This is a genomic window from Neisseria sp. HMSC070A01 (genome assembly GCF_001810165.1).
Classification (GTDB): domain Bacteria; phylum Pseudomonadota; class Gammaproteobacteria; order Burkholderiales; family Neisseriaceae; genus Neisseria.
In genome coordinates this window covers 143,758-165,966 of record NZ_KV800120.1, presented here as the reverse complement: position 1 = coordinate 165,966, position 22,209 = coordinate 143,758, and the positions used below count along the sequence as shown (strand labels likewise).

Annotated in this window: 24 protein-coding genes; 10 read left to right on the top strand and 14 right to left on the bottom strand. The window is 51.4% G+C overall.

Annotated features, from left to right (window positions below; all coding sequences use genetic code 11):
• Positions 1-28 precede the first annotated feature (28 nt).
• The 8 genes from HMPREF2711_RS11250 to HMPREF2711_RS03835 form a co-directional block, all read right to left on the bottom strand.
• Entirely contained in the window at positions 29-460 is a 432-nt protein-coding gene (locus HMPREF2711_RS11250) for a VirB3 family type IV secretion system protein (RefSeq protein WP_070615577.1), read from the bottom strand.
• An 18-nt stretch (positions 461-478) separates the two neighbouring features.
• On the bottom strand, positions 479-793 hold the full coding sequence (locus tag HMPREF2711_RS03865; protein WP_283118178.1) for a TrbC/VirB2 family protein: 315 nt from the start codon (positions 791-793) through the stop codon (positions 479-481).
• Between the two features lie 66 nt (positions 794-859).
• Positions 860-1,501, bottom strand: a complete 642-nt coding sequence (locus tag HMPREF2711_RS03860; protein WP_070615761.1) for a lytic transglycosylase domain-containing protein — start codon at positions 1,499-1,501, stop codon at positions 860-862.
• Between the two features lie 678 nt (positions 1,502-2,179).
• Complete coding sequence (locus HMPREF2711_RS03855) at positions 2,180-3,433, bottom strand: ABC transporter permease (protein ID WP_003748194.1); 1,254 nt, start codon at positions 3,431-3,433, stop codon at positions 2,180-2,182.
• Positions 3,430-4,344 carry an ABC transporter ATP-binding protein gene (locus HMPREF2711_RS03850; protein ID WP_003748196.1) on the bottom strand — a complete coding sequence of 305 codons (915 nt, stop codon included), beginning with the start codon at positions 4,342-4,344 and terminating at the stop codon, positions 3,430-3,432. The genes HMPREF2711_RS03855 and HMPREF2711_RS03850 overlap by 4 nt, the downstream gene beginning before the upstream one ends.
• A gap of 27 nt (positions 4,345-4,371) precedes the next feature.
• The gene (locus tag HMPREF2711_RS03845; protein ID WP_003748199.1) at positions 4,372-5,115 is read right to left on the bottom strand and encodes an SH3 domain-containing protein; all 744 of its coding nucleotides are present in this window, start codon (positions 5,113-5,115) and stop codon (positions 4,372-4,374) included.
• A gap of 81 nt (positions 5,116-5,196) precedes the next feature.
• On the bottom strand, positions 5,197-6,195 hold the full coding sequence (locus HMPREF2711_RS03840; RefSeq protein WP_003748200.1) for a BtrH-related acyltransferase DarH: 999 nt from the start codon (positions 6,193-6,195) through the stop codon (positions 5,197-5,199).
• Between the two features lie 70 nt (positions 6,196-6,265).
• Positions 6,266-7,114 (bottom strand): RnfABCDGE type electron transport complex subunit B, encoded by an 849-nt coding sequence (locus HMPREF2711_RS03835; protein ID WP_003748204.1) that lies wholly within the window; start codon positions 7,112-7,114, stop codon positions 6,266-6,268.
• Between HMPREF2711_RS03835 and HMPREF2711_RS03830 the strand changes: the two genes are divergently transcribed.
• Positions 7,115-7,318: a hypothetical protein gene (locus tag HMPREF2711_RS03830; protein ID WP_003748205.1), complete on the top strand. Its 204-nt coding sequence runs from the start codon at positions 7,115-7,117 to the stop codon at positions 7,316-7,318.
• 6 nt (positions 7,319-7,324) lie between these two features.
• Positions 7,325-7,792 (top strand): YchJ family protein, encoded by a 468-nt coding sequence (locus tag HMPREF2711_RS03825; protein ID WP_003748207.1) that lies wholly within the window; start codon positions 7,325-7,327, stop codon positions 7,790-7,792.
• Positions 7,793-8,056: 264 nt separating this feature from the next.
• Here HMPREF2711_RS03825 and HMPREF2711_RS03820 read toward each other — a convergent pair whose 3' ends face one another.
• Positions 8,057-8,845: an inositol monophosphatase family protein gene (locus HMPREF2711_RS03820; protein WP_070615570.1), complete on the bottom strand. Its 789-nt coding sequence runs from the start codon at positions 8,843-8,845 to the stop codon at positions 8,057-8,059.
• 166 nt (positions 8,846-9,011) lie between these two features.
• Between HMPREF2711_RS03820 and HMPREF2711_RS03815 the strand changes: the two genes are divergently transcribed.
• From HMPREF2711_RS03815 to HMPREF2711_RS03800, 4 genes are all read left to right on the top strand, one after another.
• The gene (locus HMPREF2711_RS03815) at positions 9,012-9,737 is read left to right on the top strand and encodes a 16S rRNA (uracil(1498)-N(3))-methyltransferase (RefSeq protein ID WP_003748213.1); all 726 of its coding nucleotides are present in this window, start codon (positions 9,012-9,014) and stop codon (positions 9,735-9,737) included.
• 81 nt (positions 9,738-9,818) lie between these two features.
• The gene (locus tag HMPREF2711_RS03810; protein ID WP_003748215.1) at positions 9,819-10,109 is read left to right on the top strand and encodes an acyl carrier protein; all 291 of its coding nucleotides are present in this window, start codon (positions 9,819-9,821) and stop codon (positions 10,107-10,109) included.
• Positions 10,106-11,164: a beta-ketoacyl synthase N-terminal-like domain-containing protein gene (locus HMPREF2711_RS03805; RefSeq protein WP_003748217.1), complete on the top strand. Its 1,059-nt coding sequence runs from the start codon at positions 10,106-10,108 to the stop codon at positions 11,162-11,164. The genes HMPREF2711_RS03810 and HMPREF2711_RS03805 overlap by 4 nt, the downstream gene beginning before the upstream one ends.
• Positions 11,146-11,835 (top strand): hypothetical protein, encoded by a 690-nt coding sequence (locus HMPREF2711_RS03800; RefSeq protein WP_036493945.1) that lies wholly within the window; start codon positions 11,146-11,148, stop codon positions 11,833-11,835. The genes HMPREF2711_RS03805 and HMPREF2711_RS03800 overlap by 19 nt, the downstream gene beginning before the upstream one ends.
• A gap of 106 nt (positions 11,836-11,941) precedes the next feature.
• On the opposite strand, the gene HMPREF2711_RS03795 is transcribed toward HMPREF2711_RS03800, so the two are convergent.
• The 3 genes from HMPREF2711_RS03795 to cyaY form a co-directional block, all read right to left on the bottom strand.
• Complete coding sequence (locus HMPREF2711_RS03795) at positions 11,942-13,324, bottom strand: hypothetical protein (protein WP_003748225.1); 1,383 nt, start codon at positions 13,322-13,324, stop codon at positions 11,942-11,944.
• 186 nt (positions 13,325-13,510) lie between these two features.
• Positions 13,511-14,017 carry an S-ribosylhomocysteine lyase gene (luxS, locus tag HMPREF2711_RS03790; RefSeq protein ID WP_003748227.1) on the bottom strand — a complete coding sequence of 169 codons (507 nt, stop codon included), beginning with the start codon at positions 14,015-14,017 and terminating at the stop codon, positions 13,511-13,513.
• A 54-nt stretch (positions 14,018-14,071) separates the two neighbouring features.
• On the bottom strand, positions 14,072-14,395 hold the full coding sequence (gene cyaY, locus HMPREF2711_RS03785) for an iron donor protein CyaY (RefSeq protein ID WP_003748229.1): 324 nt from the start codon (positions 14,393-14,395) through the stop codon (positions 14,072-14,074).
• Between the two features lie 71 nt (positions 14,396-14,466).
• Between cyaY and HMPREF2711_RS03780 the strand changes: the two genes are divergently transcribed.
• Together HMPREF2711_RS03780 and lysA are read left to right on the top strand one after the other, a co-directional pair.
• A complete protein-coding gene (locus HMPREF2711_RS03780) occupies positions 14,467-14,637 on the top strand; it encodes an LPS translocon maturation chaperone LptM (protein WP_036472795.1) in 171 nt (56 codons plus the stop codon).
• 17 nt (positions 14,638-14,654) lie between these two features.
• A complete protein-coding gene (gene lysA / locus HMPREF2711_RS03775; protein ID WP_003748232.1) occupies positions 14,655-15,875 on the top strand; it encodes a diaminopimelate decarboxylase in 1,221 nt (406 codons plus the stop codon).
• A 102-nt stretch (positions 15,876-15,977) separates the two neighbouring features.
• On the opposite strand, the gene HMPREF2711_RS03770 is transcribed toward lysA, so the two are convergent.
• Both HMPREF2711_RS03770 and HMPREF2711_RS03765 read right to left on the bottom strand, forming a co-directional pair.
• Positions 15,978-16,205 carry a SlyX family protein gene (locus HMPREF2711_RS03770; protein ID WP_003748234.1) on the bottom strand — a complete coding sequence of 76 codons (228 nt, stop codon included), beginning with the start codon at positions 16,203-16,205 and terminating at the stop codon, positions 15,978-15,980.
• 1 nt (position 16,206) lies between these two features.
• Positions 16,207-17,580: a Na+/H+ antiporter family protein gene (locus HMPREF2711_RS03765; protein ID WP_003748236.1), complete on the bottom strand. Its 1,374-nt coding sequence runs from the start codon at positions 17,578-17,580 to the stop codon at positions 16,207-16,209.
• A gap of 348 nt (positions 17,581-17,928) precedes the next feature.
• Between HMPREF2711_RS03765 and HMPREF2711_RS03760 the strand changes: the two genes are divergently transcribed.
• Positions 17,929-19,248: an MFS transporter gene (locus tag HMPREF2711_RS03760; RefSeq protein WP_003748240.1), complete on the top strand. Its 1,320-nt coding sequence runs from the start codon at positions 17,929-17,931 to the stop codon at positions 19,246-19,248.
• Between the two features lie 318 nt (positions 19,249-19,566).
• Positions 19,567-22,182 carry a bifunctional acetaldehyde-CoA/alcohol dehydrogenase gene (adhE, locus tag HMPREF2711_RS03755; protein WP_003748242.1) on the top strand — a complete coding sequence of 872 codons (2,616 nt, stop codon included), beginning with the start codon at positions 19,567-19,569 and terminating at the stop codon, positions 22,180-22,182.
• Positions 22,183-22,209: the final 27 nt, after the last annotated feature.

Sequence of the window (22,209 nt, the reverse complement as noted above, 5' to 3'; positions counted from 1 at the left end):
GACGAAAGCTAGATGTCCCGTTTTGTAATTAACGATGTTGTTTGTAACGTGTTGGCAGATTTTCGGTAGAAAATCCGACTGTGCCGGTTGCGCTTTTAGAGCGTTGCTCAAAAAATCGCTGATAATCACTTTGTTGTCTCCCAAATTTGGTGGCGAGAATGGTATTGGTGCCATTAAACATCTTGGCATTGCGGCGGCGGAGGAAGTATTTCGTTTCGTAGAAATAAACTCTTAAGGCTTGATCATCGTGTTTACTAATGGTGTACAAGAAAGCCAAAACCGGCACAGGTAGCAGCAGAAAATATAAAGCCCTTCCTTCAAGGAAGGGCAATGTTGCCATTGTTAATATGACAGCAGCTAAACCACATGCGGCTAATGCCGGAAGTGGAATCCCTGCCACCATTGCACGACGATTCATACCGTTAAATGTTGGCTGCTCAGTATGAATATCTTCTTTCATTCGACAGATACCTTTTCCTTAAGACAAGCTTAAGCTTCCACCTTTTGTGAAAAGCCAAGTTGCGATAACAATCGCGCCACCAGCACCAACAATCCATAAACAGGTTTCCAAAATATCTCCCCATGTTTTACGACCGCCAAAACCTTGTGCCATTTGCCATAATAAGCAAATCGTAGCCACAATCCCTACAATGGTATAGATACCTGTTCGGATGGTTACTGCCATTGAAGATACTTCGTTAAATCCGTCTGCCAACACGGTTTGTGCCATTGCCAGCAAAGCGACTGTTGCAACTGTTTGTGTATTAGTTACAGCTTTTTTGATGTAATTCATCATCATTTCCTTTTTAAAAGACAAAAAAAACCGCATTTAGCGGTGATAAGAATTGCCCGAAGGCAGTTAAAACTCTTTAAATACATCCCATTCTGCGTATCGTTTGACGGGTGCTTGGGCTGCTACTTTGACTATGTTTTCAGACGAGCTGTCAGATCGGGCAACAGCAGGTATAGGCTTCGGTTTAAAAGGCTGAACAGGGTGTGAAGCCAAAACAGTACGATTGCCGCTCAATCGTGCGTAACGTTCTTTCACGTTGCGAACGTAGTGCTGCGTTTCCCGATAAGGCGGAATGCCACCATATTTCCTGACAGCTCCCTCACCGGCGTTATACCCAGCCAGTACCAAATCAATATTGCAACCATGTGGGCTGGATTTGTCAGGAAAGTGGTTACATAAAAAACGCAGGTAACGTGTACCTGCGATGATGTTTTGTTCCGGGTCGTAGAGGTTTTTCGGATTTACCCCCATTCTTGCAGCAGTGGGAGGTATGACCTGTAACAAACCTCGTGCATTCTTATTGGACAGAGCATAACGGTTTCCTGAGCTCTCTCGTCCCATAACTGCCCATACTATATTTTTGTCCAAACGCTGTAATGCTGCATGCTTTTCAACTAATGCAGCGTATTGAGGGTATGGAGCGTCGGCAATCGCTGATGTTTGGTAAAAAGCAAAGAGTGATGTTGTCAATATCAATATTCTCTTCATGTTTTTTTCACACCCCATTTCTCAGCAGGGGACACCTGCCAATCATTTACATAACGGATACGGCCACCCTCAATTGAGTGATACCGTGTTCCATAAACATACACTTTCAGACGACCGTCAGACATAGTCTTCAGCACGTTACAATACATCAAGTAATCAATCCGAGACCGACTATTTAATGAATGCGTACATTCAAGAAGATGCGAACCGTTCCAACCATCGGGTTGTTCGTTACGAATTGTTCTACCCATTATTTTTCCTTTATTTATTCTGAAAAGAAAAAACGAAAATCAAAGCAAATTGAGTAAAAATGCTTGGATTTTCGTTCTGTAGTATGTGTCTAGTTTGTGCCGAGATAAGGCAAGATTAAACTGTATCAGACTGAAGGTGCTGGCTTCAACTCTGTTTAGAAACAATTAGTTATATTTTATTATTTGGACTTTTAATCCGTTGGTCGAGCGTTCGAATCGCTCACGACCCACCAAATATGAAAAACCTGCTTTGAAAAAAGCAGGTTTTTTTGCGTTTAGATTTTAGAATTTTGTTGAGCATATTTTGTTATTGAAACAATCCATAGCACATCAAGCATCAGGCCGTCTGAAAGATATTTTCAGACGGCCTGAAGTTCTATAGGAATGGTTTTGAGAAATAAGTTTTCTACTTAGGGCAGACAAACGTTTAAAACCTAACCTGCGTTTGCAACTGCCTGCGGTAAATCAATACGGCAGCAGTCAGCGTGGCAAAAGAGAACGCTGACAGTAGGATGAGGTAACGGCCGATTCCGTCCAAGCCGCTGCGGTTGAGCAGCAGTTCTTGAAAGGCCTTCAAGCCCCATGCCATCGGGGAAATCCAAGTGAGTTGCTGCATGGTTTCGGGCATGACGTGGGCGGGTACCATAATGCCGCCGATTGCCGCCATCAGGATGATGCCGCCGCCGCCGAGGACGACGGCGTGTTCGGTGGATTTGGCGCAGACGCTGATTAACAGCGCGTAGCCGAGTGCGGCGGCGCTGACGGCGGCGGACAGCAGCGCGTAGGGCACAAGGCTGCCGTTGAGTATGAGGGCGGGCACGCCGATTTCGGGCAGCAGGTAGCGGCCGAGCAGCAGCATTCCGACAAATTGGAGCTGGTTGATCAGGAAATAGGGAACAAGTTTGGCGGCAATCAGGCCGGACGCGGAGGCGCGGGCGAGACGCAGGCGGGTGATGGTGTTGGTCTGGCGTTCCAGCGCCATGACGTTCGACAGCGGTATCATGATGAAAAACATACCGAAAATCAGCCATGCGGGAACGCTGTGCTGTACGGCGTTGGGTTTTTCCACCGTGCCGCTGCCTGCGCTCAGATAGTGTTCTTCCAGCATTTTTTTATCTAAAAAGCTGCGCACGGCGGCGAATTGTTCGTCGTTTTTTTCATCGACTTTTTTCTGGATGTCTTTGCGGATGGAACGGGGCAGTTTTTTATTGTCGATTTTGATGCCGTCGTTGTTGTCGAAATAAGCGTCCAGTCGCGTTTCGGTGTAGTGCTGCTGCAAAACGCCTTTGACCGCTGCCAGCCATGAAGGCTCGGTATCGGGCGGTACATAGATTTGCAAGGCTTTGTCGTCGGCGATTTTGCCGGAGGCGTGGTTCGGGTTGTGCAGCACCAGTTGGAAACGCTTGTCGTACAGACCGTGTTGCGCGTCGGTCAGTTTTTCAGACGGCATCCGCGTAACATGAATCTGCTCTTTTTCCAGCGCGGCGGCCAGCGCGGTATTGACGCTGTCGTCGGCCGCGCCGACCAGCGCGATGCGGCTGTCGGTGTGCGGGTCTTGGTCACGGCTCAGTGCCAACGACATAATCAGCATGAAGGCGATGGGCATCACAAACAACACGGCCAAACCGTGCAGGTCGCGGCAGAGCAGTTTGAGTTCTTTGAGGAGGGAGGAAGTTGTCATTGTGGATTTTGCTTATCTGTTGCCGGCTCGTCTTTGCGCAGGAAATCAAGGTAAAACGTTTCCAGCGAACCGTGTCCCTGCTGGAAGTAGCGGATTTGCGCGCCGCTTTGTTGCAGGGCGGCGTAAACGGCGGCGGCATCGTGCGCCGTTTCCATCATGCCGCGGCTGTCCACTTGCTTTGCACCCAAAGCGGCTAGCGTTTGAGGCGGCAGCGGCGGTTCGACGGTAAAACGCACGATGCCTGTTTGCGTGCTTAGAAGCTCGTCCAAACCGCCGTGGTACACCAGTTTGCCGTGTTGCAACAGCGCGATTTTGCCGCAAAGCTGCTCGATTTCAGACAGATAGTGCGAGGTGTAAACCACCGTTACCCCCTGCCGCGTCAAATCCGCCACGCTGTCGAGGATAAAGCGGCGCGACTGCGGGTCGATGCCGACCGTGATTTCGTCGAGGAACACCAGCTGCGGCGTGTTAATCAGGCCGATGGCAAAATTCAGACGACGTTTAAGCCCGCCCGAAAGATGCTTTGCCGCCTTGTTTTTGTGGGCGGTCAGGTCGGTCTGTTCCAACAGCGCATTCAGACGGCCTTTGTCGCGCACTTTGTAAAGCGAGGCGAAAAACAGCAGGTTGTCCCACACCGAAAGCTGCGGGTAAAACGCAAAATCCTGTGGCACCAAACCGATTTTCTGCCGTTCGTTGCGGCTTAACAGGCGCAAAGGTTTGCCGTCAAACAAAATTTCGCCCTGCCGCACTTCCTGCAAGCCGGCCAAAAGCGACATCAGCGTCGTTTTCCCCGCACCGTTGTGACCGAGCAGCCCCAAACATTCGCCGTCTGCAATGTCGAACGACACATTGTCCAGCGCGGCGGTTTCGGCTTTGGGATAACGGTGGGAGAGGGATTGGATTTGAATCATGGTTTCAGACGGCCTTTCGAGCGATATTTAAATCGCAGCATTCCATAAATAGCGGCGCTGGAATTTGCCGTCCTTAAATATAAAGCAGACATCGAAACTACCGGCTCCCGAACTTTGTCTGCCGAACAGATAAAGCGTCTTGTCGCTGCGGCGGTAATAGGCTTCCCAGCGGTTGTACACCTGGCTGCCGCGTGCGGTGGCGGCAAAATCGGGCGAGAACAGTCCTTGCAGTTCGGCAGCGGGAACCGCTTGACCGTTTAGCGTGATACGTTCAAGCGCGAACACGCTTTTGGAAATGATAGAGTCCATGCCATAGAACGGCTTGCCTTGATAGAGACGCGCGGTGTATTTGTCTTTGCTGATACCCGAGAAGTCGCTGAGTTTTGGATGGATGCGGCGGGCTACGATGTGTACCGTTTGTCCGCTACCGGACAAAGTCAGCGTATCGTCGCGACCCGATTGTTCGCGCAGGCGGACGAAGCTTTTGTCGGAGGCGGGAAATATCAGACGGCTGTAATGGATGAAACCGTAGTCTTCTGCGGCAGGTTGTTGCAGCTGGGCAGTACAGAAACTCAGGCTGCCTTCACCGCCGTCACCCAAACATTCCAACGGTGTGCCGTTGGGGATTTTTGCCAAAACTTTGGCTTTCAAATCGGGGCTTTCGCGTAAGTTGGTGTGTCCGTCGGCATCATGAACCAAGGCAAAGCCGTTCGGCGGCGCGGCATGGGTTAGGGCGGAACATAATAATAAGAGTGTGGCTAAGTAACGCATTTTTATCATTTCTTTGAGTTTTCAGACGACCTGATTTCAAAACGGTACGCGGCGGATTGAGTTAAGCCGCATGATTCCCCATTATTTCAACAATCCCCGCCACAAGGCTTCTTCATCATCTGCAATCTTGCGCAAAAATGCGGCGATTTCGCGGCAGCCGTTTTCAGACGGCTTTTTGCACTGCTTCACACACATCGCTGCAAACTGCCGCCATTGGTCGCCGATGGCGGTCATTTGTTCTGAGGCCGTCTGAAACGCGGGGTTGTCGCAGATACGGGCGGCCTGTTCGAGGAAGTAGGCGTAGATATAGCGGAAACCTGCGCCGCCGGTACCGATTTCTTCCTGCATCCGCACCAAATGGCCGAGAAACAGTTTTTGGTATTTGTCGTTTTGTTTGGCGGGCAGGGATTCGATTTTTTTGGCCAGCGTGCGGATGCCTTTGACGCCGATGAAAAAGACCGGCGCGAGCATATGTTTGGCGTTTTTGCGTATGGCTTTGCGGATAATGGCGGGTAAGTCTGCCATGATTTGTTCAGACGGCCTGTTATCTTCCAAGGTGTACATCATGCCTTTTGCCGCCAATACACCTTTGGCGAAGCGCGCACGCTGCAAATCTTCGGCGGCGCAGCGTTGCACGGTTTCAAATACGGGGTCGCTGATGAGGTAGTCGTTGCCGTCTTTGCCGTACACTAAAAGATTGTGTGCGTTGAAATGGAAGCGCATTTGCGGCGGGAAGTAGGGCAGCCAGAAGACGGAGGTTTGCAAACCGGCCAATTTGCCTGAGGATAGCGCGGCATCCAATGCGGCTTGTCCGCTTTGTGCGTCGGAAAATTTGCGGACGGATAATTTCAGCCCCAATGCTTTGCAGGTGTTTTTGATGATGCTGCGCGGCGCGGTACGGTAGGAAACCAGCGGCATGCCGTTTAATTTGATCAGCGGCATCCAGACAAACGTCAGCGCGTGGGCAATGCCGAAAATCATGGCTTCGTCTAAATTGTGGCCATGGTATTTGAGCAGGGTGGACATCACACCGCTTTCACAATGGGCGGTATGCTGGTGTGGAAATTCTTGTGTGGTCATAAAGTTATTGGTTTTCGTGCAATGTTTTCAGACGGCCTGAAGCGGTCGGAATGGTTTGTTGTTTTGGAAATCAGCGGGCTTCTTTAGCCGCTTCCTGCTCGGCTTTGTGGCGGCGCAGAAATTCGATGGCGGCGGCTTTTTCGGCTTCGTTGCCGTATTTGGCATCACGCTGGGCGCGGCGCAGTTCGGCGCGTTCTTTGGCTTCTTCGATTTGGCGCGCTTTGAAGTCTTCTCGGTTGTCGGAGGCGACGAGTTTGTCCTGTTGCGATTGCGCTTTGGCCATGGCTTTGGCAATCAAATCCATGGGGTTGAATGCGGCGCTTGGTGCGGCTATTTGGGCTTGTGCCTGTGCGGCCTGTTTGGCTTTGACGGCGGCTTCGCGTTGCGCCAGCAGGGCTTTGCGTTCGGCATCGTCGCGCTGTTTGCGCGCGGTATGGCGTTCAAAACGGCTTTGTGCGTGTTCGGCGGCGGCAAAGCGCGGTTCGGCAGAGGTGCTGAAACGGCGTGCGGACGGCAGGAAGGGCTGCGATACGGGAACCATGTCGATGCAGTCGACGGGACATGGGGTAACGCACAAGCCGCAGCCGGTGCATTCGTCGCTGATGACGGTGTGCATCAGTTTGGACGCGCCCATAATGGCATCGACAGGGCAGGCGCGGATGCAGGCGGTACAGCCGATGCAGGCGGATTCGTCAATCAGGGCCACGGCTTTGATTTGTGTTTTTGCCGGCGCGAGGTAGGGCTTGCCCAACAGGTCGGCCAGGTCTTTCATGACGGTTTCCCCACCCGGCGCGCACAGGTTTACCGGCGCTTCTCCTGCCGACAGGGCGCGTGCATAGGGTAAGCAGCCTTCATAGCCGCACTCGCGGCATTGGGTTTGCGGCAACAGGCGGCTGATGCTTTGGATGGGAATGGTCATATGGATAATCAAAATCGAAAAGGCGCATTATATCAGATTGTTGCGTTTATTTTGGCGAAACTCTCTACGCTTATTTTAGTGAAATTTACCACGCTCGTTTTAGCGAAACTTGCTACGCTCGTTTTGGCGAAACTCGCTGCGCTCGTTTTCAGACGGACTGAGTCGGGTTTGCGTTATAATTTTGAAATAGATTTATTTGGGTAATTAGGAATGACGGCTACACTTTGCCCCTGTCAGTCGGGGCGTGTTTATGCAGAATGTTGCGCACCGTTTCATGCGCGTGAGGCGGCGGCTTCGACGGCGGAAGAGTTGATGCGCTCGCGTTACAGCGCGTATGTTTTACAGGAAATCGACTATATCGTGGACACGACCGTTCCTGCGCAGCAGAATTTATTAGACAAGCAGGATTTGGCGGCATGGAGTCAGCAGACGCAGTGGTCGGGTTTGAAGGTTATCCGTCATGTACCGTTTGGTAAGCTGCATGCTTTGGTCGAGTTTGAGGCGTATTTTGAAGAGAACGGGCAAACCGAGTGCCATCATGAGTTGTCGGCGTTCGTGAAAATAGACGGACGTTGGTATTTTATTGATCCGACCGTTGCGTTGCCGACGATGAAACAGCCTTGTTTGTGCGGTTCGGGCAAAAAGTTTAAGGCGTGTTGCGGACAGTTTTTCAAGTAATGATGTGAACAGGCCGTCTGAACATTCAGACGGCCTGAGCTGTTTTTGCAGATAAAAAAAACCATTCATACTAAGGGAGAAGTATGAATGGCCAATACATTGCGGGAAAACGTCTTACTTGCTGCACCGCCCAAAAGGGATGAAAGAGCGGTGTTGTGTCAGCAATTGGTATTCTACCGTTTTTAGTATTAAATGCTGTTAAGAAGTGAAATTATTTCAATAAGTTGCAAGATAATCGTGATATTTTGAAGATAAACGGTATTTTCACTGATTTTCGCGAATCCATTTCACCCATTGTTTGAACAGCTCGGGTTGCAAAGCGGCGATGACGGAACGCTTGAAAACGTGCTCGCCGCTCCAGAAATCATCGCCTTCCAAAGTGGTCAGGCAGCCGCCGGCTTCTTCAAAAATCAATGCGCCGGCAGCGTAGTCCCACAGTTTTTGTCCGCCGTGGATGTAAATATCGTAGCGGCCGCTGGCAAGATAGCACCAGTCGAGCGTGCTGCTGCCCATGCTGCGGATTGTGCCGAATGGGGCGAGGGGGTTCATGCGGCTGGCGAGTTTGCCCGAGCGCAGGTATTTGATTTCCACGCCGGCAATGGATTCGCTGAGTTTTTTTTCTACCGAACGCAGCGGCAGCGGCGTACCGTTGAGAAATGCGCCTTTGCCGTGTTCGGCATAGAAACATTCGCCGCTGACTGGATTGTAAATCACACCCAGCTCGGTGCGCCCGTTTTTAACCAGTGCGACGGATACGGCAAAATGCGGCAAACCGTTGACGAAGTTATTTGTGCCGTCGATGGGGTCGACAATCCACAGGCCGTCTGAATGTTCGTTCCACAAACGGGTTTGCTCCTGAACGCTCATCTCTTCGCCCAACATCGGACAATCTTCCAATAAGGGCAGGGCGGCGGCAAAAGCGGTTTGTGCGGCCAAATCTGCTTCACTCAAAACCGAGCCGTCTTCTTTACGTCGTGACGGCGTGTTCAGAAAACGCGGCATGACTTCGGTTTGGGCGATGTGGCGGACGACTTTCTGTAAACGGTATAGCACGGCATATCCTTGTTTTTTGCAGTTTTGCGCGACAGTGGATTAAAATTCGGGAAGTTTTCAAATTATAGTGGATGAAATCGAAAGCAGGCAGGAGCATGTCGCCGCGTTTCTACTTCATTCATGAAATTTTAAATTTAAATTATATACATGAATAAAGCAGGAAACCATGCCCCGATTTTATGTTGATTTTGCCTTAAGCCCCGACAGCGTGGTCGAATTGCCCGATAATGTGGTGCGCCATCTGAATGTATTGCGCGTGAAAAATACGGAAGAAATCGTGTTGTTCAACGGCAATGGCAAGTCATATCCGGCTTTGCCCGAAGTTTTGGAAAAACGCCGCGCCAGCGTGCGGATTTTGCGTGAAGAGGCAACGGACAACGAATCGCCGCTGAACATTACGTTGGTGCAGGCGGTATCCGCCGCAGAGCGCATGGATTTCACTTTGCAAAAAAGCGTGGAATTGGGCGTGGCGGAAATTCGCCCGGTCATCAGTGAACGCTGTGTCGTGCGCTTAAGCGGCGAGCGCGCTGAAAAGCGGGTGGCACGTTGGCAGGAAATCGTCGTTTCGGCGTGTGAACAAAGCGGCCGCAATATTGTGCCGAGGGTTTTGCCGCTGACGACTTATGCACAGGCATTGCGGCAGTTGCCGCAGGAGACGGCCAAACTGTTAATGAGCTTGAACCGCGCTCAAAAACTGAGCGATGTTCGGCCGCAATCCGGCAAAGTCGTGTTTATGGTCGGCCCGGAAGGCGGCTGGACGGAGAAGGAAGAGCAGCAGGCATTTGATGCCGGTTTTCAATCCGTTACGCTCGGCAAACGGGTGTTGCGTACCGAAACCGCCTCACTTGCGGCCATCGCCGCCATGCAGACGCTTTGGGGCGATTTTGCATAAATCAGGCCGTCTGAAAACGAGCGTAGCGAGTTTCGCTAAAACAAGTTGTTGCTTCATGATATAAAAATGGGAGTTTAAAAAATGTCTTACACCTTTACGCTGGCCGAGCACGAGCTGGAAGCGGAATTGAAAAAGTTAATTGTGCAAGAGGCCGATAAGGCCGACGATGTGGATATGGATGATTTCACCGACGATGCGCTTTTGTTTGGCGATGACAGTCCGGTCGGTTTGGATTCGCTTGATGCGCTGCAAATCAGCGTCGCCTTGCAACAGTATTTCCAAGTGCGCCTGCAGGGCGACCGTATGGTGCGCAAACATATGATGTGCGTACGCGATTTGGCGGCGTTTATCCGCGCGGAGCATGGCGCGTGAGTTGGGTTTGCGGTACGGCGGCCACTTCTGCTTTGAATCCGCAAACGGATTTCAGACGGCCTAATGCGGTGTCTTATACGTTTTTAAACCAGCCGCAGCAGGCTGCTTATTTTCGTGCATTCGCCGGCGACAGTTTGGGGCGGAAGGAATTTGCGGATATTGCCGAACAACATTTGCGCCGAGCCGCCGAAAATGCAGGCTGGCCGTCTGAAAGCTGGCATGATGCGCCGGTGTTTATCGGGTCTAGTTCCTATTCCATCTCCGAATATGAAAACCGCCATTTTGCGGGTAATAGGGCGGTAGAGGAACACAATCTGCTTTATCTTGCCGAAGATTTGCACCGGCGCAGCGGCAATCGGCAGATTTTCAGTTTCGCTACTGCCTGCACTTCATCTGTCCATGCGCTGATTCAGGCAGATAATTGTTTGCGCGGCGGGGCGGAGCGTGCCTTTGTACTTGGTATTGAAAACCTCAACCGGCTGACTTTGCTGCATTTTCACAGCTTGGGTTTGCTGACCGAACAGTATCAGCCTTTTGGCGGAAACGGTTTGATCTTAGGCGAAGGGGTTGCCGCGCTTGCCTTATCTTCTGCTGCTCACGAATCTTCTTCAGGCCGTCTGAAACTTATCGGACACGCCGCCAATACAGGCAATGACCTGATTCAAAGCGATGGCCAAGCGCAGGAGCAAGTGATGCGACGCGCTTTGGATGTTGCAGGCATCGCTCCTGAAAGCATTGCAGCCGTTAAAACACACGGCATCGGCACGGCTGACAGCGATGCCGCCGAATTGGCCGCACTGGAAAATATATTCGGTACACTGCCGCCCTTGATGGCGTTCAAACCGCAAATCGGACACACGCTTGGTGCCACGGCAGCCCTTGAAACAGCCCTGCTTTTATCCGCTTTAAAACAAGGCAAAAGCAGCGATTATCAGGGGCGGGAAATTCGTTTTTCCGAGTGCGCGGCTTCACCAAAAGGCGGCTTTTTCTGTTTGGCCAATCAGTTTGGCTTTGGCGGCAGCAACACATCTTTGGTATGGCAATGGCAACAGTAAATCCTAATATCCGCATTACCGCCGCTGTGCGTTTTGATACGGACGCCGGCACCGGCGGCAAAATCCTCAAACAAACATTAAAGCAGCAAAGCGGTATAGATACCCGCCGCCTCAGCCGCTTGAGTTTGATTGCCGCGCTTGGCGCAGGGCAACTGAAGGAACAAAGCGAAATCCGTTCTGATTGCGCTGTTTTTCTCGGTACGCCGTTTTCTTCGCCATCCGTGTTTGAAAAAATGGCGGATAATGTATTGAACCATCACGCCGCGATGCCGTTTGACTTCATTGCCAATCTGCACAATTCCCCCGTTTTTCATGCCGCGCAAGCGTTAGGCACGCATGGTGCAACTTTGGTTGTTGCTGCCGACAATAATATGGATACCTGCTTTCACCCATTATTACTGGCGATGCAGTCTTTGCAAAATGGCGGTCAAGCTGCGGTTGGCTGGACATATGAGCATCAAGCAGCACATGCCGATACCCATGAAGGCAGCGTCTGGATTCTGCTTGAAGTCGGTGTAGAACAGGGTGTTCCCGTTGTGTTGAATGATGAAGGAATGCAGCCTGAGAGGCCGTCTGAAAAGCCGCAATATTATTGGCAAGATATCGCCGACTGGATAGAAAAAGTGATGGCGTGCGAGGGTAGGGATGTGAAGAAATGTACTTTAGCGTGATCGGCAAATGATTTTAGCGAAAGTATTTGTCTGTTGAATAAAAAAGTTTACGTCATTAAAAAGGCCGTCTGAAAAACTTTCAGACGGCCTTTTTCATCACAATCAATCAACGGGACATCTCGCCTTGAATCGCACGGATATTCGCTTTACGGGCGTTGATGGTACGGGTCAGTTGTTGGATTTTAATCTGATCACCTTTTTGTTTGGCCGCATTCAGCTGTGTTTGAAGGCGGGTAATAGCAGCCTGTTCATTGCGTACTTCGGTCTGCAATACCTGCTTGCGGGTTTCTTTAGGGCTTGGCTTAGGAGCCGGCGTAACCACAGGAGCAGTACGGATAACAGGGGCTTTGTATTTGCTGTATGAAGAACTGCGTGATTTGTTCTGACGGTTGCGCAAGGTAATATTGAGGCGCGGATTGGCGGCTTCGGCTGTGTTGGTTACGCTGGTAATCGGAATATGGGGCAGAATTTTAATATCGTTGTAAACATTGCTCGGATCGAACGGAATATCGGCAGCCGGCTTATATGCCTTAGGGAAAGGCGTTTGCGCAGAGGTTTTGCTTTGATCTACCGGGGAAACCGTTGCAGCCGGTTTATTTGGTACATTTGATTCTACTGTTGGCGTAACAACGGTTTTAATCGTTTGTTCGTTAGCCGTGTTTGTGACGGCTGTTTTTACAGTTTTGGTGTTTTTTGCATTACGTCGGGTCGGAGTTTGGACTTTGCCTTTACGCTTGGTTTCAACTTTGATAGGTGTTTTGTCAAGTGTTTCATCTGAGGCAGTTACGGTTTGGTTATTTTGTTTGGCCGTAGTGCGATCAGGTGTTTTCGGTAAAACAACAGGATTCTGAATAATTGTTTGGGGGGCTTGAATCGCAGATGCTGTCGGGTGGGTTTGCGTAATAGGAATGGTAATGGAGTCGGGTATATTGTTTGGAGTTTGATCAGCCACAGTTTGAGGTTGTGTGGTATCAGGCATGACGTTGAGAACGTCAGTAGTGTCAATTTCAGGTTTTATTGTAGATGGGGTTGTATCACCGAGAATGGCAAGGCCATCAGCAACATTTTTATCAATTTGAGAAGTTAGACGTGCTTGTGCCATCGGAATGGAAATAGGTGCAGGGATGCCGTTTTCATTTCGAACAGCTATAACAGGGGTTTGTACGGCAGGTGTTGCATGGGGGGTATTGATGTAGTCGGCGGCGGTGGCTTTGAATTCCGTTGTCTGTACTGTTTTTAAAACCGGCGTGTCGCCTGGAATCGCAACGGTTTTACCGCTTACTGTTTCGGATTCGGTGAATACGTTTGGTTCTGCAGCAACGCTGCTTTCCACGGTGTTGTTTGTGTCAACTGCGCGGCAAGTATTGTTGAGTGGGTGTGATGCGTAAACGGTGATGCCTTCAACATTGCAGACATACTCGGCAGCGTTGGCGGCGGCAGGGAAGGTCAGGCTGAGGGCAATAGCGGTTTTGCAGAAAAACGGTTTCATAAAGGCAATAGAATCAGGTTGTTTTTTCAAAGTGTAATTATACTATGTACATTGTCAGCAACCGCCAACTTATTTTTAGGCGGTGTAAAACTGCGGCTGAAAGGTTGAAAATCGAAATAAAAGGTCTTAGGCCGTCTGAAATTTTCTTTCTCTAAAGTTTCAGACGGCCTTCGTTGTCATCGCGTATTAAACGTTCAACAGGCTTTCGTCCAATGACAGCTCTTCGTTTTTATTGACGGCCACTTTGCGCGCCAACACGTTTTGGGCGATTTCCTGCGCTTCGGCAAGCGAGTGCATCAGATAGGTGCCGCATTGGTATTCGTTCAACTCGGGGATTTTGCTTTGGTCTTGAACGGTCAAAACATCCTGCATTGAAGCGAGCCATGCGTCGGCCACTTTTTGCTCGTCGGGCGTACCGATGAGGCTCATGTAGAAACCGGTGCGGCATCCCATCGGGGAAATGTCGATGATTTCGACGCCGTTGCCGTTTAAGTGGTCGCGCATAAAGCCGGCGAACAAATGCTCCAGCGTGTGAATGCCTTTTTCGGGCAGGATTTCTTTGTTGGGAATGCAGAAACGCAGGTCAAATACGGTAATGGTGTCGCCTTTGGGCGTGGTCATGGTTTTCGCCACACGCACGGCAGGGGCGTGCATACGGGTGTGGTCGACTTTGAAACTGTCTAGTAGGGGCATTTGGGTATCCTTTGAGGTAAATAGATTTTTAGCGGGTGGAATTTAAAGATTCAATCACAATTCAGCAATATTGACTGCTTCGCCCGAAGCCGCGCTCAATGCTTCGTTCAAAACATCGTAGAAATCCCGTCCGTCGCGTGTTGCCAGCCATTTGCCGTTTTGCTCGGCGAAATGGTAGCCGCCGCTTTTGGCGGCAATCCACAATTCTTGGTTGGGCGTGTGGCGGTTGACGATGATTTGCGTGCCGTCTTCGGCTTCGATGGTCAGCACGTTTCCGGCAAACTGGCAGTCGAAATCCCAGCCGTTTTCATCGATTTGGTCTTCAATGTGTTCGAACAATTCTTCGCTCATGCGGATGAATTCGCTTTCGGTCATCATGGCTTTTTGTGTGTTTTTTGTTTAAGATACCGAATCTTGCCACATTCGTAATGATGAAGAAAGTTTTACTGATGAAATACGGCGTATTTTTTGCAGCGGCAACGGCTCTGCTGCTCTCTGCCTGCGGCTACAAAGGCGACCTCTACCTGCCCAAAGAAGGCGACAAGGCGCGCTTCGGCGTGATTCAGACCGGCTTGAAATTCGATACGGCCAAAGAGCCGACCACTCAAACCAACGATTAAAAAAAGACTTCACAAACATGACCTTATCCTGCGAACACATCCCTTATTCCCACCTTGCCGAGGAATTCGGCACGCCGCTTTATGTGTACAGCAAATCTGCGCTGACCGAGGCGTTTGACAACTACCAAACCGCGTTTGCTGCTTTGAACCCGCTTGTCTGCTACGCGGTTAAAGCCAATGGCAACCTGAGCATCATCAAACACTTTGCTTCTTTGGGGAGCGGGTTTGACATTGTGTCCGGCGGCGAGTTGGCGCGTGTTTTGGCGGCCGGCGGCGATGCGGCGAAAACGATTTTTTCCGGTGTGGGCAAGAGTGAGGCAGAAATTGAATTTGCGCTGAATGCAGGCGTGAAATGTTTCAACATGGAAAGCATTCCCGAAATCGACCGTATTCAGAAAGTTGCCGCGCGTTTGGGTAAAGTCGCTCCGGTTTCCCTGCGCGTCAATCCTGATGTCGATGCCAAAACCCACCCTTATATCTCCACCGGTTTGAAAGCTAACAAATTCGGTATTGCCTATGCAGATGCGCTTGAGGCCTATCGTCATGCTTCCAGTCAAAGCCATTTGAAAATTGTCGGTATCGACTGCCACATCGGCTCGCAACTGACCGACCTCAGCCCTCTTATCGAAGCCTGCGAACGTATCTTGGCCTTGGTCGACCAACTGGTAGAAGAAGGCATTGTGTTGGAACACTTGGACTTGGGCGGCGGTGTCGGCATTGTTTACCAAGACGAAAATGTGCCTGATTTGGGCTCGTATGCCCAAGCCGTTCAAAAACTGATCGGCACACGCCGTCTGAAACTGATCCTTGAGCCAGGCCGTAGTTTGGTTGGCAATGCAGGTGCGTTGTTGACGCGAGTCGAATTCGTCAAACATGGCGAAGAGAAAAACTTTGTGATGGTCGATGCGGCGATGAACGATTTGATGCGTCCGGCGCTTTATGATGCCTATCATCACATTGAAGCGGTTGAAACCAAAGACATTGAGCCTCTGACGGCCAATATCGTCGGCCCGATTTGCGAAACCGGCGACTTCCTCGGCAAAGACCGCACCATCGCCTGCGAAGAAGGGGATTTACTGCTTATCCGCAGCGCCGGTGCATATGGCTCAAGCATGGCGAGCAACTACAACACGCGCAACCGTGCGGCGGAAGTATTGGTTGACGGCAGCGGATACAAACTTATCCGTCAACGTGAAACCGTCGAGCAGCAAATGGCCAACGAATTGGCTTGTTTGTAAGGCTGGATTGTTTAAAAGGCCGTCTGAAAGCTTGACTGACTTTCAGACGGCCTTTGCTATAAAAGAAAAGGGCATGTATCCAACACGCCCTTTTTTAGGTTATCAATAATGCGGCGGAATCTCGTCGCGCAGGTTGTACGGTTCGCGTTCGCCGTTTGCGCCTTTGTCCTGCATCCGTTGGTACAGCAGCCGCAGCTGGCCTTGCTGCAAATCCAAAGCCTGCTGCATCTTGGCGATGGTGTCGTTCAAGCTGCCGATTAAGTCTTCCTGCAAGGCCGTCTGAATTTCCAGCTCGGTGATGCGGTGTTCCAATTCCTGAATATCGCTCATATTACAGCACCATCGCGGCAATCCAGCCGGCAACCATCAGCGGGATATTGTAGTGGATAAAGGTCGGGATAACCGAATCGCGGATGTGGTCGTGTTGACCGTCGGCGTTCAAACCCATGGTCGGGCCGAGCGTTGAGTCGGAAGCGGGGGAGCCCGCATCGCCCAGCGCGCCTGCCGTGCCGACGATGGCCACGGTAGCCATTGGGGAGAAGCCCAAGCTGATGCACAAAGGCACATAAATTGCGGTAATAATCGGCAAGGTGGAGAAAGACGAGCCGATGCCCATGGTTACCAGCAGGCCGACAAACAGCATGGTAAAGGCGGCCATGCCTTTATTGCTTCCGAACAAAGCCATGCTGCGTTCGACCAAAGGCTGGATGTCGCCGGTCGCGTTCATGACGGCGGCGAAACCTTGTGCCGCAATCATAATAAAGCCGACCATCGCCATCATTTTGATGCCTTCGCCGAACACATCACTGGCGGCGGAGCGGTTCATCACGCCCAACATCATAAACACGGCAAAGCCCAACATCGCGCCCAATACCAGCGAACCATCATACAAAAGCTGAATGGCAAAACACACGGCAATCGCTACGGCCGCTACCAAGCTGCGATAGGTTGACGGCTCTTGCTGCTGCACCGCTTCACGGTTGTCTTCCGTATCGGCGGCGTTGTTTTGATAAATGCGCGGCTTGCGGTAGTGCAAGAAGGCCAGCAGCAAGCCGGACACCATGCCCAAAGCCGGAATCGCCATTGCGTGCATCACATTGATACCGCCGGTGTCCATGCCTGCCGAGCGGATATTGCCCAACATGATGTCGTTCAAGAAGATGGCGCCGAAACCGTAAGGCAGGAACATATAAGTCGTTACCAAGCCAAACGTAATCACGCAGGCCACCAGGCGGCGGTCGAGTTTCAAACGGTTGAACACCAACAGCAGCGGCGGAATAATCATTGGGATAAACGCGATATGAATCGGCACAACGTTTTGGCTCATCACGCCCATGCACAAAATAATCGCCAGCAGCATCCATTTGACCGCGCCTTCGCCTTTCGCATTGCCTTCGCCGCCGTTGAGCTTGCGGATAATCACGCCGGCGAGCTGTTGCGGCAGGCCGGAATGCGTGATGGCCATGGCAAACGCGCCGAGCATGGCATAAGACAGCGCGATTTGCGCCCCGCCTTTCAGGCCTTCGTTAAAAACAGGAATAATCCCTTGCTGCACCACATCGCCGGCCGCGTTGGTTACATTCTCCAAAGGCATACCGGCCACCAAGCCGCCGACAAACGCGCCGACAGCCAAGCTGAGCACCACATGCACGCGCGATAAAGACAGCGCCAGCATGATGATGACCGCAATTACAACCGCATTCATATCATTCTCCGTTGTTCAGACGGCCCGTTATGTAAAAACAGGCAATCGTCTGTTTACATATTACAAATAAACATCATAACCCAAGCAGGAAGCCTTTGCAAAAAACGGCAGGCCGTCTGAAAACCAAACCATCAACTTTCAGACGGCCTGCTGTGAACCCTTATTCAGCGTTTTAGTAGGGCGTGCGTTCTGGCGATAAAAATATCCAAAAAACACGCGCTTCCTATTCTTTGCATAGGGTACCAATGTTAAAATCGACACAATGTTTCGGTTTCAGGTTTGTCACTGAAATTAAAGCATTTATTGCTAAAACCCAATTCAATCATACACAAACAAAGGAAAGAAGTGATGGATATTCTGACGCGGCTGCACAATCTGCCGCCCTCCCGCTTTCATTACAAACTTCTGGTTTTGGTCGGCATAGGTTGGCTGTTTGATGCCATGGATACAGGCTTGGTGTCGTTTGTATTGCCGGCTTTGGGCAAAGATTGGGCGTTGGCTCCGGCGCAGTTGGGTTGGATTGTCAGCATTGCCTTTGTCGGCATGGCTTTGGGTGCGGTATTCAGCGGCTGGCTGGCGGACAGGTTCGGACGGAAAACCGTTTTTGCCGGCACGATGGTGGTGTACAGCATTGCCACAGGTTTGTGCGCGCTCGCGCCTGATTTGACGGTTTTGCTGGTGTGCCGCTTTTTTGTCGGCGTCGGCTTGGGCGGCCAACTGCCCGTCGCCGTGTCGCTGGTCAGCGAATATGCGCCGCCGAAAGTACGCGGCCGTTTTATTGTGTTGCTGGAAAGCTTTTGGGGCTTGGGCTGGCTCTCGGCCGCGCTGGTGTCTTATTTCTTTATTCCGCAAACTGGCTGGCACAGCGCGTTTTTATTCGGCGCCTTGCCCCTGTTTTATGTGCCGTTGGTGTTGAAATTCGTTCCCGAATCCGTGCCTTATCTGCTTTCCCGCGGCAAAACTAACGAAGCGCATCATTTGGTATCCGCGCTGGAAATTCAATCGGGCATCACGCCGCCGACAGAAGCCGTTGCCGCACCGGCCGCCCCGCGCGAACGCATCCGCTTCTTCCAACTTTGGCAACATCCGTTTGCACGGCGCACGCTGATGTTGTGGCTGGTTTGGTTCGGCATCGTGTTTTCGTATTACGGCATTTTCACTTGGTTGCCCAAATTGCTGGTCGAGCAGGGCAATACCGTGGTCAAAACCTTTGAATATGTGTTGGTAATGATTGTTGCGCAACTGCCCGGCTATATAGCCGCCGCGGCCTTGGTGGAAAGAATCGGCCGCAAAGCAACGCTGGCAGGCTTCCTGGCCGCGTGCGCCGCGTGCGCATGGTTTTTCGGACAAAGCACCACTGCGGCCGAAGTCATGGTCTGGGGTAGCCTGATGTCCTTCTTCAACTTGGGCGCATGGGGCGTTTTGTACACCTACACCCCCGAACTCTACCCCTTGCGCTTCCGTGCCTTCGCATCCGGCTGGGCAGGCGCCATCGGCCGCGTCGGCGGCATACTCGCGCCCATGGTGGTGGCGGCGATGGTTGGCAACAGCGGCGGCTTCGGCAATATCTTTATGATGTTTGCGCTGGTTATGCTGCTGATTGTGGCGGTAATCTTGGTATTGGGTGAAGAAACCAAAGGCCGTACGCTGGAAGACATCAGCCAATAAAAGGCATATATAAATAAAGGCCGTCTGAAAAATATTTTCAGACGGCCTTTTTCATTTACGTTTGTAATTTTAATACATCAATTTTCTGTTTTTATCTTAATTATCGAGGAAAGCGACGAAAAATAACCGTCTTTGTTTTTGTGTAGATAAAAATATTATACGTCAAAGAATTAAAATGAATAAACGATAAAATGGCCGTCTGAAAAGTTCAATCATGGTTTGTGATGTAGGTCAAAGCAAAATGTAACTAAATTACTTATAGTTGTCGTAGTGAAAATTTATTGACCTTATTGCCACCTTTTATTAAGGAGATACACCATGAACGCATCAGCCGACAACGTCGTCAGCCCAGCCGTAGCCGAGGTAAACAGCCTGGTTGAAAAGGGTTTACGGGCGTTGGATGAGTTTCTTAAGCTGGATCAGGAGCAGATTGATTTTATTGTTGCCAAAGCCTCTATCGCCGCGCTGGACAAACATGGTGTGCTCGCCATGCACGCGGTGGAAGAAACAGGGCGCGGCGTGTTTGAGGATAAGGCGACGAAAAACCTGTTTGCCTGCGAAAACGTCGTGCGCCGCCTGCGCGATTTGAAAACCGTGGGCGTCATCAGCGAAAACGATGTAACCGGCATTACGGAAATTGCCGATCCGGTCGGCGTGGTTTGCGGTATCGTGCCGACGACCAATCCGACTTCCACCACCATTTTCAAATCCCTCATTGCGCTGAAAACCCGCAATCCGATTATTTTCTCGTTCCACCCGTCCGCCCAGCAGTGTTCCGCCCATGCCGCGCGTATCGTGCGCGATGCGGCGATTGCGGCCGGTGCGCCGGAAAACTGTATCCAGTGGATTGAAAAGCCGTCTATGGAAGGCACTTCCGCGCTGATGAAGCATCCGGGCGTGGCAACGATTTTGGCGACCGGCGGCAATGCGATGGTGGAAGCCGCGTATTCTTGCGGCAAACCTGCGCTCGGCGTCGGGGCGGGCAACGTACCTGCTTATGTTGAAAAAACGGCGGACATCAAACAGGTGGCGCACGATATTGTGATGTCGAAATCTTTCGATAACGGCATGGTGTGCGCCAGCGAGCAGGCGGTGATTGCCGATAAAGAGATTTACAAAGAGTTGGCCGAAGAATTCAAATCCTACGGCGTGTACTTTGCCAACAAAAAAGAAAAAGCCATGCTCGAAGAGTTTATCTTCGGCGTAACGGCGAATTGCGCCAGCTGCGGCGGCGCGAAACTCAATTCTGCCGTCGTGGGCAAACCGGCGGCATGGATTGCCGAACAGGCCGGGTTTAAAGTACCTGAAAAAACCAACATCATCATCGCCGAATGCCGCGAAGTCGGCCCCAACGAGCCGCTGACCCGCGAAAAACTTTCGCCCGTTTTGGCCATGATTAAGGCGGATTCGACCGAACAAGGCTTGAAGTTCGCCGAAGAAATGGTCGCCTTTGACGGCTTGGGACACTCCGCCGCCATCCATACTGCCGACGAAGAATTGGTCAAAACGTTTGGCTCCCGCGTCAAAGCGCTGCGCGTGATTTGGAATTCGCCTTCCACCTTCGGCGGCATCGGCGACGTGTACAACGCCTTCCTGCCTTCTCTGACCCTCGGTTGCGGCTCTTACGGTAAAAACGCCGTCGGCGGCAACGTCAGCGCAGTCAATCTGTTAAACATCAAAAAAGTAGGCCGTCGGAGAAACAACATGCAATGGTTCAAAGTGCCCGCCAAAATCTATTTTGAACGCGATTCCATCCAATATCTGCAAGACATGAAAGACTGCGAAAAAGTCATGATTGTGACCGACCGTTCGATGGTTGATCTGGGCTTTGTCGATAAAATCACCTACCAGCTCCACCAACGCAAAAACAAAGTGACCATCCAGCTGTTTACCGATGTCGAAGCCGATCCGAGCGTCCAAACCGTCTATAAAGGCACGGATTTGATGCGCAGCTTCCAGCCCGACACCATCATTGCGCTGGGCGGCGGCTCGCCGATGGACGCGGCCAAAGCCATGTGGCTCTTCTACGAACAGCCGCAAGTCGATTTTGAAGACTTGGTGCAAAAATTCATGGACATCCGCAAACGCGCCTTCCGCTTCCCCGAATTGGGCCGCAAAGCCAAATTCATCGGCATTCCTACTACATCGGGTACCGGCTCCGAAGTGACTCCGTTTACCGTCATCAGCGACGGCGACAAAAAATATCCGATTGCCGACTACTCGCTGACCCCGACCATTTCGATTGTCGATCCTGCGTTTACCATGACCGTACCGGCAAGCGTAACCGCCGATACCGGTTTGGACGTACTGACCCACGCCGTCGAAGCATACGTTTCCGTACTGGCCAACGACTTTACAGACGGCCTCGCCCTGCAAGCCATCAAGCTCGTGTTCCAATACCTCGAACGCTCCTACAAACATGGTGCGGCCGATCCGGAAGCGCGCGAGCATATGCACAACGCCTCCACCATCGCAGGCATGGCGTTTGCCAATGCGTTCTTGGGCATCAACCACTCGATGGCACACAAAATCGGCGGCAAATATCACGTTCCGCACGGCCGTGCCAACGCCATCCTGCTGCCTCACGTCATCCGCTACAACGGCACGCGTCCGCAGAAAACCGCCACTTGGCCGAAGTACAACTACTACAAAGCCGACCTGAAATATCAGGAAATCGCCCGTACTTTAGGCCTGCCATGCAGCACACCGGCAGAAGGCGTCGAATCCTTCGCCCGCGCCTGCCACGAACTGGCGGTCAACGTCGGCATCAAAATGTCGTTTAAAGAGCAGGGCATCGATGAGAAAACCTTCCTCGACGGCAGAAAAGAGCTGGCCATGATGTCTTTTGAAGACCAATGCACCCCGGCCAACCCGCGTCTGGCATTGGTCGCCGATATGGAAGAAATCCTGACCAAAGCCTATTACGGCGAATAAAATCGGGTAGATAAAAAGACCGTCTGA

Bases quoted from the DNA above. Each gene is read 5' to 3' on its own strand.
- HMPREF2711_RS11250 (WP_070615577.1), bottom strand. From the start codon at position 460: ATGAAAGAAGATATTCATACTGAGCAGCCAACATTTAACGGTATGAAT.
- HMPREF2711_RS03865 (WP_283118178.1), bottom strand. From the start codon at position 793: ATGAATTACATCAAAAAAGCTGTAACTAATACACAAACAGTTGCAACA.
- HMPREF2711_RS03860 (WP_070615761.1), bottom strand. From the start codon at position 1,501: ATGAAGAGAATATTGATATTGACAACATCACTCTTTGCTTTTTACCAA.
- HMPREF2711_RS03855 (WP_003748194.1), bottom strand. From the start codon at position 3,433: ATGACAACTTCCTCCCTCCTCAAAGAACTCAAACTGCTCTGCCGCGAC.
- HMPREF2711_RS03850 (WP_003748196.1), bottom strand. From the start codon at position 4,344: ATGATTCAAATCCAATCCCTCTCCCACCGTTATCCCAAAGCCGAAACC.
- HMPREF2711_RS03845 (WP_003748199.1), bottom strand. From the start codon at position 5,115: ATGCGTTACTTAGCCACACTCTTATTATTATGTTCCGCCCTAACCCAT.
- HMPREF2711_RS03840 (WP_003748200.1), bottom strand. From the start codon at position 6,195: ATGACCACACAAGAATTTCCACACCAGCATACCGCCCATTGTGAAAGC.
- HMPREF2711_RS03835 (WP_003748204.1), bottom strand. From the start codon at position 7,114: ATGACCATTCCCATCCAAAGCATCAGCCGCCTGTTGCCGCAAACCCAA.
- HMPREF2711_RS03830 (WP_003748205.1), top strand. From the start codon at position 7,115: ATGGATAATCAAAATCGAAAAGGCGCATTATATCAGATTGTTGCGTTT.
- HMPREF2711_RS03825 (WP_003748207.1), top strand. From the start codon at position 7,325: ATGACGGCTACACTTTGCCCCTGTCAGTCGGGGCGTGTTTATGCAGAA.
- HMPREF2711_RS03815 (WP_003748213.1), top strand. From the start codon at position 9,012: ATGCCCCGATTTTATGTTGATTTTGCCTTAAGCCCCGACAGCGTGGTC.
- HMPREF2711_RS03810 (WP_003748215.1), top strand. From the start codon at position 9,819: ATGTCTTACACCTTTACGCTGGCCGAGCACGAGCTGGAAGCGGAATTG.
- HMPREF2711_RS03800 (WP_036493945.1), top strand. From the start codon at position 11,146: ATGGCAATGGCAACAGTAAATCCTAATATCCGCATTACCGCCGCTGTG.
- HMPREF2711_RS03795 (WP_003748225.1), bottom strand. From the start codon at position 13,324: ATGAAACCGTTTTTCTGCAAAACCGCTATTGCCCTCAGCCTGACCTTC.
- luxS (WP_003748227.1), bottom strand. From the start codon at position 14,017: ATGCCCCTACTAGACAGTTTCAAAGTCGACCACACCCGTATGCACGCC.
- cyaY (WP_003748229.1), bottom strand. From the start codon at position 14,395: ATGATGACCGAAAGCGAATTCATCCGCATGAGCGAAGAATTGTTCGAA.
- HMPREF2711_RS03780 (WP_036472795.1), top strand. From the start codon at position 14,467: ATGAAATACGGCGTATTTTTTGCAGCGGCAACGGCTCTGCTGCTCTCT.
- lysA (WP_003748232.1), top strand. From the start codon at position 14,655: ATGACCTTATCCTGCGAACACATCCCTTATTCCCACCTTGCCGAGGAA.
- HMPREF2711_RS03770 (WP_003748234.1), bottom strand. From the start codon at position 16,205: ATGAGCGATATTCAGGAATTGGAACACCGCATCACCGAGCTGGAAATT.
- HMPREF2711_RS03765 (WP_003748236.1), bottom strand. From the start codon at position 17,580: ATGAATGCGGTTGTAATTGCGGTCATCATCATGCTGGCGCTGTCTTTA.
- HMPREF2711_RS03760 (WP_003748240.1), top strand. From the start codon at position 17,929: ATGGATATTCTGACGCGGCTGCACAATCTGCCGCCCTCCCGCTTTCAT.
- adhE (WP_003748242.1), top strand. From the start codon at position 19,567: ATGAACGCATCAGCCGACAACGTCGTCAGCCCAGCCGTAGCCGAGGTA.